Annotated in this window: 14 protein-coding genes and 1 pseudogene; 13 read left to right on the top strand and 2 right to left on the bottom strand. The window is 60.7% G+C overall.

The features are described from left to right. Window positions 1-603 precede the first annotated feature (603 nt). The 13 genes and pseudogenes from ACWEO2_RS17670 to ACWEO2_RS17610 form a co-directional block, all read left to right on the top strand. Window positions 604-807, top strand: a pseudogene (locus ACWEO2_RS17670) (transglycosylase SLT domain-containing protein); the annotation flags it as partial. A 12-nt stretch (window positions 808-819) separates the two neighbouring features. Next, complete coding sequence (locus ACWEO2_RS17665; RefSeq protein WP_452406444.1) at window positions 820-1,434, top strand: hypothetical protein; 615 nt, start codon at window positions 820-822, stop codon at window positions 1,432-1,434. Continuing rightward, window positions 1,431-2,360 (top strand): hypothetical protein, encoded by a 930-nt coding sequence (locus ACWEO2_RS17660; protein WP_452406268.1) that lies wholly within the window; start codon window positions 1,431-1,433, stop codon window positions 2,358-2,360. Before ACWEO2_RS17665 ends, ACWEO2_RS17660 begins: the two co-directional genes overlap by 4 nt. Beyond that, window positions 2,345-3,715, top strand: a complete 1,371-nt coding sequence (locus ACWEO2_RS17655; RefSeq protein ID WP_452406267.1) for a Gp37-like protein — start codon at window positions 2,345-2,347, stop codon at window positions 3,713-3,715. Before ACWEO2_RS17660 ends, ACWEO2_RS17655 begins: the two co-directional genes overlap by 16 nt. After that, complete coding sequence (locus tag ACWEO2_RS17650) at window positions 3,606-4,109, top strand: Gp37-like protein (protein WP_452406435.1); 504 nt, start codon at window positions 3,606-3,608, stop codon at window positions 4,107-4,109. Before ACWEO2_RS17655 ends, ACWEO2_RS17650 begins: the two co-directional genes overlap by 110 nt. 460 nt (window positions 4,110-4,569) lie before the next feature. Beyond that, window positions 4,570-4,860, top strand: coding sequence for a hypothetical protein (locus ACWEO2_RS17645; RefSeq protein WP_452406266.1), 291 nt, complete (start codon window positions 4,570-4,572; stop codon window positions 4,858-4,860). Between the two features lie 546 nt (window positions 4,861-5,406). Continuing rightward, window positions 5,407-6,330, top strand: coding sequence for a hypothetical protein (locus ACWEO2_RS17640; protein ID WP_452406265.1), 924 nt, complete (start codon window positions 5,407-5,409; stop codon window positions 6,328-6,330). A gap of 300 nt (window positions 6,331-6,630) precedes the next feature. Beyond that, window positions 6,631-7,224 carry a phage gene 29 protein family protein gene (locus tag ACWEO2_RS17635; RefSeq protein WP_452406264.1) on the top strand — a complete coding sequence of 198 codons (594 nt, stop codon included), beginning with the start codon at window positions 6,631-6,633 and terminating at the stop codon, window positions 7,222-7,224. Between the two features lie 82 nt (window positions 7,225-7,306). Beyond that, complete coding sequence (locus ACWEO2_RS17630) at window positions 7,307-8,257, top strand: glycoside hydrolase family 25 protein (RefSeq protein ID WP_452406263.1); 951 nt, start codon at window positions 7,307-7,309, stop codon at window positions 8,255-8,257. Between the two features lie 3 nt (window positions 8,258-8,260). Beyond that, entirely contained in the window at window positions 8,261-8,551 is a 291-nt protein-coding gene (locus ACWEO2_RS17625) for a hypothetical protein (RefSeq protein WP_452406262.1), read from the top strand. Between the two features lie 9 nt (window positions 8,552-8,560). Beyond that, a complete protein-coding gene (locus ACWEO2_RS17620) occupies window positions 8,561-9,361 on the top strand; it encodes a hypothetical protein (protein ID WP_452406261.1) in 801 nt (266 codons plus the stop codon). A 12-nt stretch (window positions 9,362-9,373) separates the two neighbouring features. Then, on the top strand, window positions 9,374-9,697 hold the full coding sequence (locus tag ACWEO2_RS17615) for an LtfC-like domain-containing protein (protein ID WP_452406260.1): 324 nt from the start codon (window positions 9,374-9,376) through the stop codon (window positions 9,695-9,697). A gap of 135 nt (window positions 9,698-9,832) precedes the next feature. Continuing rightward, window positions 9,833-10,273 (top strand): very short patch repair endonuclease, encoded by a 441-nt coding sequence (locus tag ACWEO2_RS17610; protein ID WP_452406259.1) that lies wholly within the window; start codon window positions 9,833-9,835, stop codon window positions 10,271-10,273. 114 nt (window positions 10,274-10,387) lie between these two features. On the opposite strand, the gene ACWEO2_RS17605 is transcribed toward ACWEO2_RS17610, so the two are convergent. Continuing rightward, window positions 10,388-11,770, bottom strand: a complete 1,383-nt coding sequence (locus tag ACWEO2_RS17605; protein ID WP_452406258.1) for a hypothetical protein — start codon at window positions 11,768-11,770, stop codon at window positions 10,388-10,390. Next, window positions 11,771-12,973, bottom strand: coding sequence for a DNA cytosine methyltransferase (locus ACWEO2_RS17600; RefSeq protein WP_452406257.1), 1,203 nt, complete (start codon window positions 12,971-12,973; stop codon window positions 11,771-11,773). Window positions 12,974-14,449 lie beyond the last annotated feature (1,476 nt).

The raw sequence follows: 14,449 nt of genomic DNA, 5'->3' as shown, positions 1-14,449 counted from the left end.
CGCCATCCGCACGGTCATCCCAGTACTGTCGGAATGGACCGCAGACGTACCACTCATCCAGGTCACCAAGCGTGCCACCGGTGGACCGGCCACGACCGAGGGCAGAGTTACCGGGCCGGGATCGCGGACCTCGGATTCGGTGCCCGCCTTGCTGTCTCGTGACGAGCACGTCTGGACCGGCGCCGAAGTCGACGCGGTCGGCGGACACGCCGCGATGCTGCGACTACGCCGCTCCGCACTCGCCGGGCAGCTGCCGCACTTCCGCGACGGCGGCAGCCTGTTCGGGTCGGTCGCCGACTGGGTAGGCGACCGGTTCGCCTCGGTCACCAGCGGATTACGCGACAAGATCGCGGAGCTATTCTTCACCCCGGTGCAGGCCCTGGCCGATGCCGTCCCCGACTTCGGTGGCGGGATCGGGCAGCTACCGCGTGCAGTGATCCAGCAAGTCACCAACTCCGCCGCCCAGGTCATCGCCGGGCAGTCCGCCAGCTTGCGCGCCGGGACCGGTGAACCGATAGCCGCGCTGCCGCCTGGAGAAAGTGTCCAGCGGTGGCGATCGAAGCGCTCAAACGGGAGGGCTTCGATCCCGGCCAAGTCGACATCATGCTCTCCCAAATCCAGTCCGAATCCGGTGGCAACCCAGATATCGCCCAGCAGATCATCGACATCAACGGCACCGGCGAATCCGCAGGCGTCGGGTTGTTGCAGATCATTCCGGGAACCTTTGCCGCACACCGAGACCCAACGCTTCCCAACGACCGGCGCGACCCGTTCGCGAACATGGTCGCCGCCCTGCGGTACTACAAATCCCGCTACGGCATGGACCTCTCGCAGATGTGGGGCCACGGCCACGGCTACGACACCGGCGGCATCTGGGAACCCGACACGCTCGGCTGGAACACCTCAGGCAAGCCCGAAGCGGTCCTGACCAACGAGGAATGGCGCTGGTTGCGTGAGCTGATCGATTCCCTCGCTCTCCCCGTGCCGGGCCAACAACAGCCGGGATTGGCTGACCCAGCCCGCAAGGGCCTGGGTCTGGATACGTGGGAATCGCTGGGACAGAAAGCATCCGTCGCATTCACCAGCGCAGGCAAAACCTTCCTCGACAGCCAGGTCGATGACGCGCTGTCGGTGATCGGCGCTCCGAACCTGCTGAATTCCGATCGGGTCCGGGCGCTGGAGGACTACCAGCGTGCTTACGAGGTGTTCGAGGCCACCAAGGCCGCCCGCACCGCGGGGGCCGCCGACTACCAGTCGCTGATGAACCAGGTCGCACCGCCACCAGCACCGACCCTCACTCCACCCGCGGCACCGGTATCGAACATCGACAACTCCACCCACATCACCGTCCAGACCCGCGACGTGGACGAAGGCTACCGGCGCGCCCTGCAGATCGCGGACCTGCGCGCGCTGCAGCACACGGCCAGGAGGTGACATCGGTTGTGGTGCACCCGGATTCAGTAATGGTCGAGGTCTTCGGGGTCGACGACTCGCACTGGATCATCAACGGCCCCGACGCCGACCGCGACGTCATCACCCTGGCGACCAGCCCGAAAGGCATTAACGACGCCCCGGTCACCACCAGCTACAAGTCGTCGGTCTACCAGCGCGGCGCAACCTACCAGGGCAAACGGTACTTGAAACGCGACATCACCTTTGCGGTCAACATCCACGGGGACGACCCCGAGGAATGGGAGCAACGCGATTCGGCGTGGCGCAACGCCTGGGACTACGAACTCGACGCCTGGGACCCCGACGCCACGCTCACCAAACTGCAGATCAGCACCGACCGCTCCACCCGCTGGCTATGGCTGGCCCTGGACAAGAGCATCGAGTTCGAATCCGAACGTGACCCGCACCTACTACGGAAATCGGTGGTGCCGATGGCCGTTACCGCCGCGCAACCGATGTGGGAAGAACCCACCAAGGTCACCTCCTGGGAAACCGGAGAAGGGACGAGCGAAGGGTTCATCGAGGTCTGCAACCCCACCGATGTCGAGATGGCGCAGAAATGGGTGCTCACCCGCGGGCGCTGGCGAGTCCCGGACGTGTCCTGGCGAGGCAAGAAGTACCGGCGCGCACCCGCCGGGCCCTACGCCAACCGCATGATCACCCTGCCGATGCTCGGCAATCGGGAAGGCGGTGCCCGCATCGACCTGGACCCAGCAAAGCTGTACGTGCGAGACCTCAACGGCACCAACCTCGTCGGCCGCCTCGGCGGGCTGCACTTCATGCACCGCATCCCGCCACGCACACCACCCACGCTGCTGCCGATCAGCGTCGAAGACGCCCCAGCCAGTGGCGCGCGCGCTGAGCTGCGCCAGCCACGGTTGTGGAGCCGGGCGTGGGGGCTGCGGTGAGCGCCGACCTCGACAACATGTCGCTCGCGGAGCAGTGCGAGGCCATCTGGGAAGCCACCCTCGCCGCCGAACGCGCCGACGACCTCGAACGCCAAACGCTGCCACTGGTGCGGCTGTGGGACGGGCACTGGCGGCTGGCCGGGGTCGTGTGCTCGGAATACCACGCCGAGTTCACCTGGATCGACAACGACACAGGCACCGCCCTCGTAGAGATCCCCCTCGATGACCCCCTCGCGAAATGGGTGTGGCGCACCCGCGCCCGCGTCGAGGCCGGTGAAGGCCGCAACATCCACATCACCTGCGACAAGACCGGTGCCCGCTGGTCCGGACGCCTACACGACCACTCCATCGAACGCCGCGCCGACGGCACCCAAGTCCTCACGCTGCGGTTCGTCCACGATTTTCAGCACCTCAAGCACTACCTGATCTGGGCAAACCCCTTCTTCGACGCCTCAGTCCAGATCCCCAGATCCTTCGGCCCGGTCCCCGGTCCAGCACGGTGGGCATTGAAACTGCCGCTGTTTTTGAACGTTCTGCGTGAACAGGTGCAGCAGCACGGCTGGCAGCTGCCCGACGATCCCCTAGATCCGGCCTCCTGGCTGGGTGCGGTCGGGCTGGACATGTCGCAGTGGTCGGTGGTCGTCGCACCGACCAGCTTCGCCGAAGACCTCGCCGCCGGAACCCTCTGGGCGACACCGCATTCACGGTTCAAGTACTGGCACGACATGGCCCGCGACATCCTCGAAGACGCCGAACTCTCGGTACGCTGCCGCCGCTGGCTCGAAGGCGACCCACCACCCTGGCCCGACGCACCACAGCTGCGCCACGGGGTCCTCGTCATCGACATCGTCAACACCTCCGGCTACTACAGCGACACCAGCAACGGAGGCAACCCCTTCGACGGCCTGGTCCGCACAGTCGCCCGGTTCAGCGAAGACTTCATCGACAGCATCGAAGAACCCATCACCGACCCGGTCACCCCCGCCGACTACCTGATCCCCGGAGAGCGCCGCACCCACGTCACCACACCGTTCGCGGTGTACTTCGACGGACCCGACACCGGCATCGAAACCTCCAAGTTCACCGAGACCGCGTCCACCGCAGTGCAAGTCGTGACCGGAGGGTCCTCGATGCCGGGGGTTGTGGGTGCCCCACCCCACGGTTGGGGTGGGGCACCCACAACCCGAACCCGCCGACGAAACCCTCTCAGCCGGGATCCAGATGGCCGGCGACCTCGTCGGGGCAATCATCGGCCTCCCGCCAGTCGGCGGAGCCACCGACGCCATGCTCCGCCCCCTCTACCAGGGAACGCTGCTCGCCTGGCATGCAGTGAAATCCGCTGCACGAGAACATAACTCGGGCTGGTCGCGGTTCTTCGAGTACATGGCCGACTCACCCGGTCGCGCTTACACGATCGCCGCGATGATGGCCCTGCGCAAGGGCTTCCACGACACCAGGTCCTGGTTCTCCCACGAGATCACCGTCCGCGACGGCGCACCCTACGTCATCGGCGAGACCGGGCACTGGTTCCTCGGCGACCGCATCGGCGCCACCGCACCCGGCGACGACACCTACACCATCCGCATCGACCGCGTCCGCGAACTTACCCTCGCCTGGGACCGCGACCAATTCCCCGAATGGAAACCCATCATCGGCGACCCCACCAGCAACCGCGACCGCGGCCAACGCACCCTCGACATGGTCTCCGACCTCGTCTCCGGCGTCCACGAGCTCGGAGTACTTGCCTGACAGCGTCATCCACATTGCCACGAGCACTGTGCGCTAACCGGTCGTCAATCTGATCCAACCGCGAACAACTCCTCCATGCCCCAAGCCGCGACTGACCAATGAGCGGTATGCAGCCATGAGCGGACACCCCGCCGCTGCTGCCGTTATCTGGGTAGGACTGCGTGCGGACGGGCTGCGATTAGCGGACGCCAGCTGGCTGTCGTGCAGCGGTCCGAACAGCGCCGTACGCGGCCTCTTGAACATTGCTGGCAAGCCGGGTCTCGGCACGGACTGGCTCCAGATGCCCGCCGCGACGTCTGCAGCGTGACGTGGACTAGAAAAAGCCTTCTCTCCCAGCGGATTTCAGCCATCAGTGATGCGATCAACGCCACATCCTCGGTCCAGCAATTTCGTCCCCCTGCGGGGTGTACGTTGTAATCTCACACCGAGTCAACGCTGAGCCGTTTCGGGGAGGAATCCGATGACCACAATGAGCTTTCGGGGTGAGTTTGCGAACCTTCGCGTAGCGGAGTGGGAGCTCGGCGAAGACCCAGTGCTTCGCGATGTCTGCCGTGTAACAGTCAAAGAGGTCTCGCGCGAGCGCAGCGCTCTCAGGCATGGTGTTCTTGCGGAGATGGCCATCACTATCACGTCTGGTGCGGTGACGACTGCCATCTCGGAGGCCATACGCCTCGTCATCAATCGTGCACGTGATCGGGGTGATGTCCAGGGCCCTTCGGAGACGGACAACGAGGAGCCAGAACAGAACTAGACGATGCCACGGCTGAGATCTCATGGTGGTGCCGCGTACGACTTGCGTAGCCATCTTCTTTTTATGAATGCCACCCCTGACAATCCAAACAACCTGCTGAGCGCTTGGTTAGGTTTCAATAACCGATATGTCCACGAAATCGGACACTGGACCCGTGTCCATGGGTCGACATTCGGAATCCTACTTACTCACCTCCGGCGTGCGCGGGACCACTTAGCCGCTCATATGTGCAGCAACTTCGACTCCACGACCGTCCGTCTGGGTAACAAGATGCGGTCTGACGGAGCGCATCTGCTGTCGGGACAGTCCAACAACTTGCGCGGCATGACTGACCCTTCTCTAGCTGAGCTCGGCGACGACTGGCGAGCTCTCCGATGTGCGTATGAGTTCTTGTTGGACCCAAGCTCTGTGTCTCATTCAGAGCTAGCGCCCGCTCAGTTTCTAGATCGAGCCGTCTGGCTTGCCTGGGTTGCAGCTTCCGGCACCGGAATGCTTGACTATGTGCATAGTGACCCGACGGTAACCGGTAAGACAAGGTTGCCAGCCTTGGATGGAGTGCACCTGAGCACTCGCCTCTTGCTGGAATGCGCGAGTGTTTTCGATGAGCTGTACCTCATGAGCCTGGGGTCAATTTGGCGATCTGCCGGATTTCCAGACAAGCTCGGTACGGACCTCGTCGGCCATTTGAAGATGCTGCGCCTAACCCTTGAGGGCGAGTATGGGTTTCCGGACCGATTTGCGGAGATCGTAATAGGGCGCCCAGTCGATCCTGCTCTCCTTCTAGCGATGATCGATTTCGCACTCAATCCGCCAGTGCCAGGCTTGACGGCTGGCGTGAAGTCTGTTGGGTTTGATGAATTGTATCCTCCGATGCGGTTCATGCGTGCGGCCCAAGCGCTGGCCATGGAATTACATGAGCTGGAGAGAAGTCATCCGACGTCCGAGTTGGTGACAGATCTTCATCGCCGTTTGGTCAGCATGACAGGGCTACGACTTGGCACCGTCGATGTTCAGCTGTCAACCGGACGGACCCCCAGAGAGGTTGTCCGGAATAGCACGGTCGGTATCGATATCATATCTAATATGGTATTTTCCTGCGCCGATCGGCTCATAAAAGAGAGGCGCGAGAAACCGCACCGGTTATCCCATTTCGCACTGAACTTCTTTGAGCTTGATGGAATACGCATAGCAACCCCAGGGATAGATGGCGCTTGGTGGTTCAAGCCGGTACTGAGAGTTGGTAACGATGAATATCTCTGGCCTGTAGAGTTTGTTGATAAGGACGAGGCCACTGATTTGCTCATATCGATCGCCTCCTCCTCGGCATTCGATGATGCACTGGCTTCCATCGGTCCATTGAGCTCGCAACACTTGCCTCTCAGCGCCCTTCGAGATGCTAGCGAGCGGGATGCGCTATCGAATATCGTGCGCAAATTGACCCGACTCGATGTGCGGTGGGAAATAGGCTAGATAGTTAGCTAAGCTAAACCGACGCCTTCCAACTATCAGCTCACCAGCGCCAAAATATGTGCGGCGCTTGACAAGACTGCCGTGACCATTAGCCGGCCGTAGCAACAGATTTCCCTCTAGCCCCATGCCGTGTCGCAGATGTCTGATTGTCGGCATTACGGGAAATCCGCGGCAGAGTGAGCCCGGTTGGCGCCCAGATCTCGCGGTGCCGAACAAGTCACGGCGCAGTGGCGCCGGGATCGACACGCCCTGTCCAAGGGGTCACACCTCCGCAGCGAACTGAGGTCGGGTGATGTACCGGTGTCTACCGACGGACAGTTCCCTACCCGCGACAACTGCGACCCCACCGACCCCGAAGAAGCCTTCCTCTGGATGCTCGTCGGACTCCCCGGAGTGAAAGGCGCGCCGCTGCTGCTGCCCGTACAGCACCTCCGGCAGGTCTCACGCCGACTATGGGACTGCGGCGCACGCCCCGTCGAAAATCCCGTCATCAAATACCGGCCACCACGCGCCGGTGACCCGCACTGGCTGGCCTCACCCGGCACTTGGGCCGATATCGATGACCCCGACCCCGAAGACGTTTTCGACATCCGCCAGTTCGTGGCCGAACTGCCGCTGCGCCAGCGTCAGCAACTGGCGGTCGCGCTCGGGTTGACCGGCACCGTCGCTGACGAGCCGCCCGCACCGATGCTGCCAGTCGCCACAGCGGTATCCGACGAGGCATCGGCATCGAATGATCCGCCGCCGCTGTTCGATCCGACCCGCCGCAGCGTCAAAGCCGTCCTGGCCTACCTGCGCCGCGCCGACCCCGACGAACGCGACCGGGTGTTGGCCATCGAACGCCACTTCGGCAAAGCCCGCCCGGCGATCCTGTCGCGCTACCAGCACACCTGACAGGGCCTCGGCCCTTGAGGTTCTTGATCCATTGGCCGCTGTTCATCCCGCATGTCTTCACTCCGATCGAAAGGAACGCCGAGTGACCGAATTCGGCATCGATATCAGTAACCACCAAGGCGAATTCGACTTCGCCCGCGCGGCCGCAGAGGGCATGAGCTTCGCTACCCACAAAATCTGTGAAGGCACCTGGCCGGATCCGTTGTGGCCCCGCGCCCGCGAACAGATGGCCACCCACTTCCAGTTCTGGGGCGGCTACATCTACTGCCGCCTCGACACCGCACCCACGGTCGAAGCCGACGCGGCCCTCGCCTATGTCGGCGATACCGACGTGCCGATCCAGATCGACTACGAAGACCTCAAAGGCACACCCAGCATCGAAGACCTCTGCGCCCGCGTCGACGCCCTAACCGCCCGAGGCTTCCAACTGCTGCCGGTGTATCTGCCGCGCTGGTACTGGCGCGACTACATGGGCTCACCCGACCTCACCGAATTGCCGGTGCCGATCTGGAACTCCTCCTACGTCAACGGACCCGGCACCGCCACACGGCTTTACCCCGGCGACGACCACCCCGGATGGAAACCGATGGGCGGCAAAGACATCGCCATCCTCCAGTTCTCGGCCACCGCCACTATCGGTGGCCAACTCATCGACGTCAACGCGATCCGTGGTGGGCGAGATCAGCTCGCTCACCTGTTCTGGAAGGAACCCGACATGCAGCTCACCGACATGATCACCAACAAAGACGGCAACGAAGTCACCGTCGGCGAACTACTGGCCAGCATCGACCTGCACGCCTCCTGGGTCGTCGACCAACTCGCCGGACCCGACTCCCGACGCCAGCCCGGCCCGAACCTGGACCCCACCGGCTGGACCCAGCTCGACGGCAAGTCGGTGGTCGACTCGGTCGCGTCCGCACACGACAAGATCGACACCGTCGCCGCCGTGCTCGGCGAAATCCAGGACAAGATCCAGACCGTCCTCGAGCGCCTCGACACCGACCCGTCTGCCGGGCGTCACCGCAAGCAGTAGCCGATGGCGTGGCTCACCGCAGACCTCATCCAAGCCCTCGGCGTAGCGGTCGCCACCGTGATCGGTGCCGTGACCGCCCGCCAGGCGGGGGAGGTCCGCAAGCTTCGTACCCGGGTCACCGAGCTCGAACGCCAATCTCGCAGCGACGGTGAGCGTTTCCGTGATGCGCTGCGGTTGATCCGGCAGTTGCTGCGCCACAGTGACGAGCTCACCTCACAGCTGCGCCAGCATGTGCCCGGCGTGGAACCACCGGATACCCCGGCGATTCCGGCATGGCTCGAAAACGAACTGTGACCGCGGCCGGTGACCACTCCGGACAAGCCGACTCCCGAGGGTTCCTGGAACCTCGGGGCGTTCCGCAGGTTTCAAGACCAATCACCCGAAGAGGCCAAAGCTGCAATCCGCTCCGGAGTTATCGGCGCGTTCACCGGCGCACAAGACATCCACCGTCGCGAGGTCCGCCAACCCATCCAACAACGACCCACCTACGACGAAATCCCCACCGACATCCCCCTGTGGGCCAACCTCACCGCCACCGACGACACCACCTTCCCCCTCGCGCTGCTCGCCCGCCAACCCGACGGCAACGGTGTCTTGTCCGAGCCACCGTTCTATCAACCCGCCACCGGCGCCATCGAAATCGGAATGATCCGCGCCATCCGCGACCGTGAATACCGGCAAGTCGGGCTCATCATCGGCCCGGCCGGATGGTCGTTCGTCAACTCCGCCTTCGTCGCCATCTACAGCCTCGATCAGAACACCGGTGACCTGACGCTGATCTGGGACAGCGGCGACATCAAAACCGTCCTCAACGCCGCTTCCACCCAATACCGCTTCGACATCCCCACCATCAACGCCCACCAAGGCGACATCTACGGCGTCGGGTTCCTCGCCAACTACATCGGTCTCAGCGGCTACAAACTCGCCACCGTCGCCCGCTGGGTCATCAACCAACCGTGGGGAACTCAGCCCGGCCATCCTTACTACTGGAGCCGTGGCATCGACGGCGGAGGCAATGGCCCCGGCTACGGAGCCCCACCCCCGTTCATCAGCGCAGCCAACTGCGGCACCAACCACTGGTGGCCCTGGTTCCTCCTCGGATAGGAAAGCCCACCGATGCCCGACTACCTGGGATACCGCCCTAACCGCTGCACACTTGTGCTCAGTCGCGGTGCCGCCTTCATCCAACGTTTCGAAACCGTCGATCGACTGCCAAATGGGACAACATCCTGGATCGACTTCTTCGACATCGACGACGAACTTCTGACAACTTGGAACGCCACCACCGTCAGCGAGTTCGCCGTCGAGTATCTCATCGAACCGAGTCGCATCGACGCTATCTCAGCCGGAACGCGGACGAACTACGACCTCTACCTCAACTATCCCGGAAACCAGTTGCCGTACTGTTGGTTCCGCGGCCCGATTGTTCGTGAGCAGTAATCTAGTCGGCCAATGTGCTGCAGCGCAGGGCAGGGCTGGTCATCCGGGTGAGAGATTCATTCCGCCTGCTGTCCGATGTGGCGCGCACGCTCGATGCCACTCACCACGGCACGCATAGGCGTATAAGCTGGCATCATGGAGCTTAGCTCATGGGCATCGACTCCAGCCGTTCGCCGGTCGATGCGTTCTAATCGCAGTCGAGATACACGTCCCGAACTTGCGCTACGTCGAATTCTGTGGAATAAAGGTTTGCGGTATCGCGTTGCAGCCAGGCCCACTGAGAGCATCAGCAGAAGAATCGATATTGTATTCGGGCCTAGCAAAGTAGCTGTTGAAGTTCAGGGCTGTTTCTGGCACGGTTGTCCGCAGCACTACCGAGCACCAGCTGGAAATGTCGAATTTTGGCGATCAAAGCTCGAAAGAAATCGAATACGTGATATTGCTGTCGAGCAAGCCCTTGCCGACGCCGGATGGTTGCTTATAACAGTGTGGGAACATGATGACGTATCAGAAGCAGCGGAGAAAATTGCTGCAGCAGTACGAAATCGTCACCCGAGCTCAGCTTCGAAATATTGAAATTATGAACCCTCGAGGGCTGGTGACCCACTGGATAAATGTCCACGCCCAGTGGGTCCCCGCCTAAAGTACAGCCTTGACCTACACTCATTCGTTGCACGTACGCTTTAACTATCAGAAGAGCGTACCCTTATCTACCTCCTCGACAGCTGCGTCCGGCCCCTCGGTGCACCAAACATCGAGAAGAGAGTCAAGGCGACCCGCTTGTAACGCCTTAGAAACACTGACAAAGTCGAAGATTGACGAAAGCTGTGGATCATTTACTAGCGGCTTGTTGAAGGCTACTATCCCGTCGTAGAGAAACCTCAGGCTCTCTGACTTGATGCGAAAATCATCGCCATCTTGCACGAAATCACTTCCGCGACCCCACCGAACATCGGCCAGCTGATCAACATATCCCTGCCGAAGAAAGACGGGGTCCAGATTGGCAACCAGGGCTCCGCGCACTTTCAGTCGTGACGAATCATCGCGATAATAGGAACCGAATTTCAAAAGCTGATAGGTCCCCTTCTTAATGTCATCTGTCCGGCCAAGACCGGGCTTGGTCTTGTTGGAATCAATCTCATCGCCCCATCCGTTAACCAGGTAGGAAAGCGCCATCTGCTTTGAATTCCTCCGTGTCTTTGGCACGCAGTACGCGTCATACAGCTCTACCCAGGCCGACAGATATTCGATGAAGTTTCCGGGATGGCTCATGAATTCGGTTAGGCTCTCATATGGCCACTTTCCTTTTCCAACTTTACCTAGAGGGATATGCCAGCTTCTATGAGGGATCGCCAAAGAAACCTCATGAATGTCCGTCATCATATCTACAAGAGAATGTTGAGGATATTCGCCAAGTTCTCCGGACGAATCTGTGAGCAAGGGGGCATCGAGATTGATCACCAATGGGTAGGTCACCATTGGCGATGCCTTTATTTCGAAGAGAACTAGCAGATTCTCACGAAATCCTATCGCATCAACGTCATGGTTTTGTTTGGTAATTGTTGCCACCGCAAGAGGCTCATCATTTGCAGTCGCAATCAGTTCGAGAACTAAGGCTGTGATCACAGTAGTGATTTCGCCGATGTGATGACTTGTTGGTTTATGCTGAGCCCCGCTGAGTCGCTTCTCGAGTCCTCGATCGAGGCAGCACTTAGGACATTGCTTCAGAAAGGAATAGTATGCGTGAATACCTTCATTATGCCTATGGCAATAGATCCATTTCGAGTTTACTATGCGGCCGTGCAGGTATTCTGCGTTAGAAACAAGATCGAATATTGCCGCCAGTGTCAGACCAAAGAGCTCGCCGGTAGAACTCCGATTCCGCAGCGTAGAGTCCTCTATGGTTCCACTGGATACAGCTTCCTTGTACGCACGGAGTGCAACTCCGAAGAGGCGGCTCGCGCACAGCCCATCAATATATTGCGTATTCGTAAGACTCCGATCCATCAATCGTTTTAGATCCAGAATCTTTCCATGCGCAGAAGAATCGGACGAGTCCGGAAACTCAATCATTTATACTGCAACCTTCAAATCCATCGCAAGTTGCGTACCGCCCCTAATCGATTCACCTGCGAGGTACGCCTCAATGCTATGTTGAAATACCCAACGAACGGCCGGTACGCAGACCGCGTCGCCGAACCCGTACAGCGCTTCTTGCTCTGATTCAGGAAAAGAAAAATTAGGCGATAGACCGGGAATTCCAACCCCCTGCAACCGGCCGCTTTCTATGCCAAGGATACGGCGGACCTGCACCTTCCCACTTTTGACGCGAACCACAAATTGAATGGAGGAGCCACCTTTTGGAGTTCTGAGGCAACTCGCCAAACCGTCATTCCGAAGGTTGAATATCTGCTCCCTTAGCCCACGCCGACGCCCTCTGCGAACTGCCGTGAACTGCGTATCAACCTTCCGGCTAACGAGATCATTTAGGCGGACCCTATGATCCTTCTCCAGATGGTCCCAGAAGTAAAGCAGTCGCTGTTCGTTCCACCAGCGGGGATCGTCGTCAGGCAAATCAATAAGAATATCGTCCAAAGTGATGCTTCGAGAGGGTAGCGCGGGAAAGTCGAAGAACATCCAGGGAAGCTGCCGATTCCTCTCAAATACCTGCCGAACCTTGTACCGTCGAATATATACGTCGGGCATCTCCTCGCCCTGTGCCAAACTCAGGTCTCGCGTAGCAATGATGAATACACGATTCCGCGTTTGAGGCGTGAAGTGGCGCGCGTCTACCTGGACGAGGTCAAACGCATAACCCAATCGTGCTATCTCATGAAGCAAAATATCGATACTTGAGCCATCGTGCAGGGTTAGAAGTCCTGCAACGTTTTCAAGCAGAAGAAATTTGGGCGGGCGTCCTTGCTTTACAAGTGATTCAATATGCTCAAGGAATGACCAGACAATTCCGCTGTGTTCTGCATGAATTCCTTTCCGGCCTCCAGCCTGACTTAGGTCAATGCACGGGAAAGACGCCGTTGCAAGTTCCGCATCTGGAATGTCTCCGACGGGGACTTCTTTTATGTCGCGTTCGTCAAAATTCACATCAGGAAAATTGCGACGATACGCTTGAGTCTTCCGAGGATCGTTGTCATTCGCCATGGCGCACGTCCATCCAAATTGGCCGATAGCTTCGTGGATCAGTCCGATCCCCGCGAAGTATTCGACAAACGTACGTTGATTCGGGCGATCCTCACTATCGATGCGGTCTGCGTTCACAACTGCGGATCCTACTGCCAAGTCCTGCGCGACCACCCACACAACGGCACGACACGAGCGAGCCACTAGGGGGCAAAGCCGTCGAGTTGCTTGACTCGAAGCTGATTGGAACGCTGCGCCGCTCGGACAGTTGCTCACCGGAAAGGGCGTCGGCGGCCACGACCGGCCGAGAGGCATGCCGCAGCCCTGGCGACGCCGCACAGGGGCACGTGCTGGGAGGCAGTTGACGAGGAATCGAAGGCGGAGCGGTACGCTGCCGACGCGCGGAGCGCGGCGGCAGATCTCGGATGGGGTGAGTAGTCGGTCCACGATGGGGGCTGTTTCGGGACGGATGCTCGTTCCTCTCGTGGTCGGTTCTCCTGCCAGCGGCGCGTTTGATAGGCGAGGAATGATCCCATTGACGTGACCATGCCAAGCTCCGCGGCTTCGCGAGTTGTCATTCGGCTAGGCCGAAATCCTGGTGGCAAATCACTACCAGCAGCGTGTCTGGGGCCCGTATCGCTGAGGTTCCACGCTTGTTGTCTGCCGTGCGCGGCGTACCCTCTTCCCCTGGACGCGCTCGCCGTTCGGTGTCCCTCCTGGCTGAGCGTCCCGCGCTCGCGGCCGTAGTGCTCATGCGCGATGGTGTCGGCCAACTCTCCAATTGTCGTCGGGTAGCAATTGTCACAGGGCAGATATGGAGGTGGAAGGCCATGCACACAGTCACGAGGACCGCTCGCGCCGCCACGCCCGCCGTTCAGGATGTAAGGGCGGACCCACCATCGGTCCCAGTCCTGGCCGCCGCCGTTCCGCGCACCCCCATCATCCACGCGGTATCCCCGCAGCAGACGTCGCCACAGCTGGGTCCGGCGGTGGGCGGTATGTCTCTGCCAGACCGCACTGCGCCGGCCAGCGCGAGCGAGATGGCTCCGTTGACAGCATCCGAGCCACCAGCACGATGTCCCCGCCAGTCAGGCTGGCTGGTAGTCGGATAGGAGCCATACGCCGTCCGTCAACGGCCCTGGAGCTACCTGAGCGGATTCGCGACGAATCCCCACGGAGGCGATCGAGCGAAAGCTTCCCGGCAAACCCGCGGCCTGCCGCTGAAGCCTTACAGGAGTATGTGGACCACCGGGCGCAGTGGCGAGAGCATTGCCCGGAGGTGTTGTGGTGGTTCTGGTTCCTGCACCAGAGGAGTTCCGCCGCTGGCACGTCCAACTGGATTGCGGCTGTATACATGAGGTGCTGATTCACTTGACCCGTCAGTTGCCCCTCGGCCCGTTCTACGATCCGGTCAGCCGTCGCCGTTTGCCAGAAGGGCAGATTGTGTGCTGCTTGGGTCGGACCGGGGACGAGCACCCATATCACTATCAGGAGATGATCGATCGGCCGCTTGAGTCGTGGGAGATGCCGGTCGTCTACGTCAAGACCAAGCAGAGACGCCGGTGCTGAGACGTCGGGCGGCGCCGCCGCTGGTCACGCGCTTCAACGCCGCAT

Source organism: Nocardia sp. NPDC004278, assembly GCF_053602975.1.
This window is presented reverse-complemented; position numbering and strand designations above follow the sequence as displayed.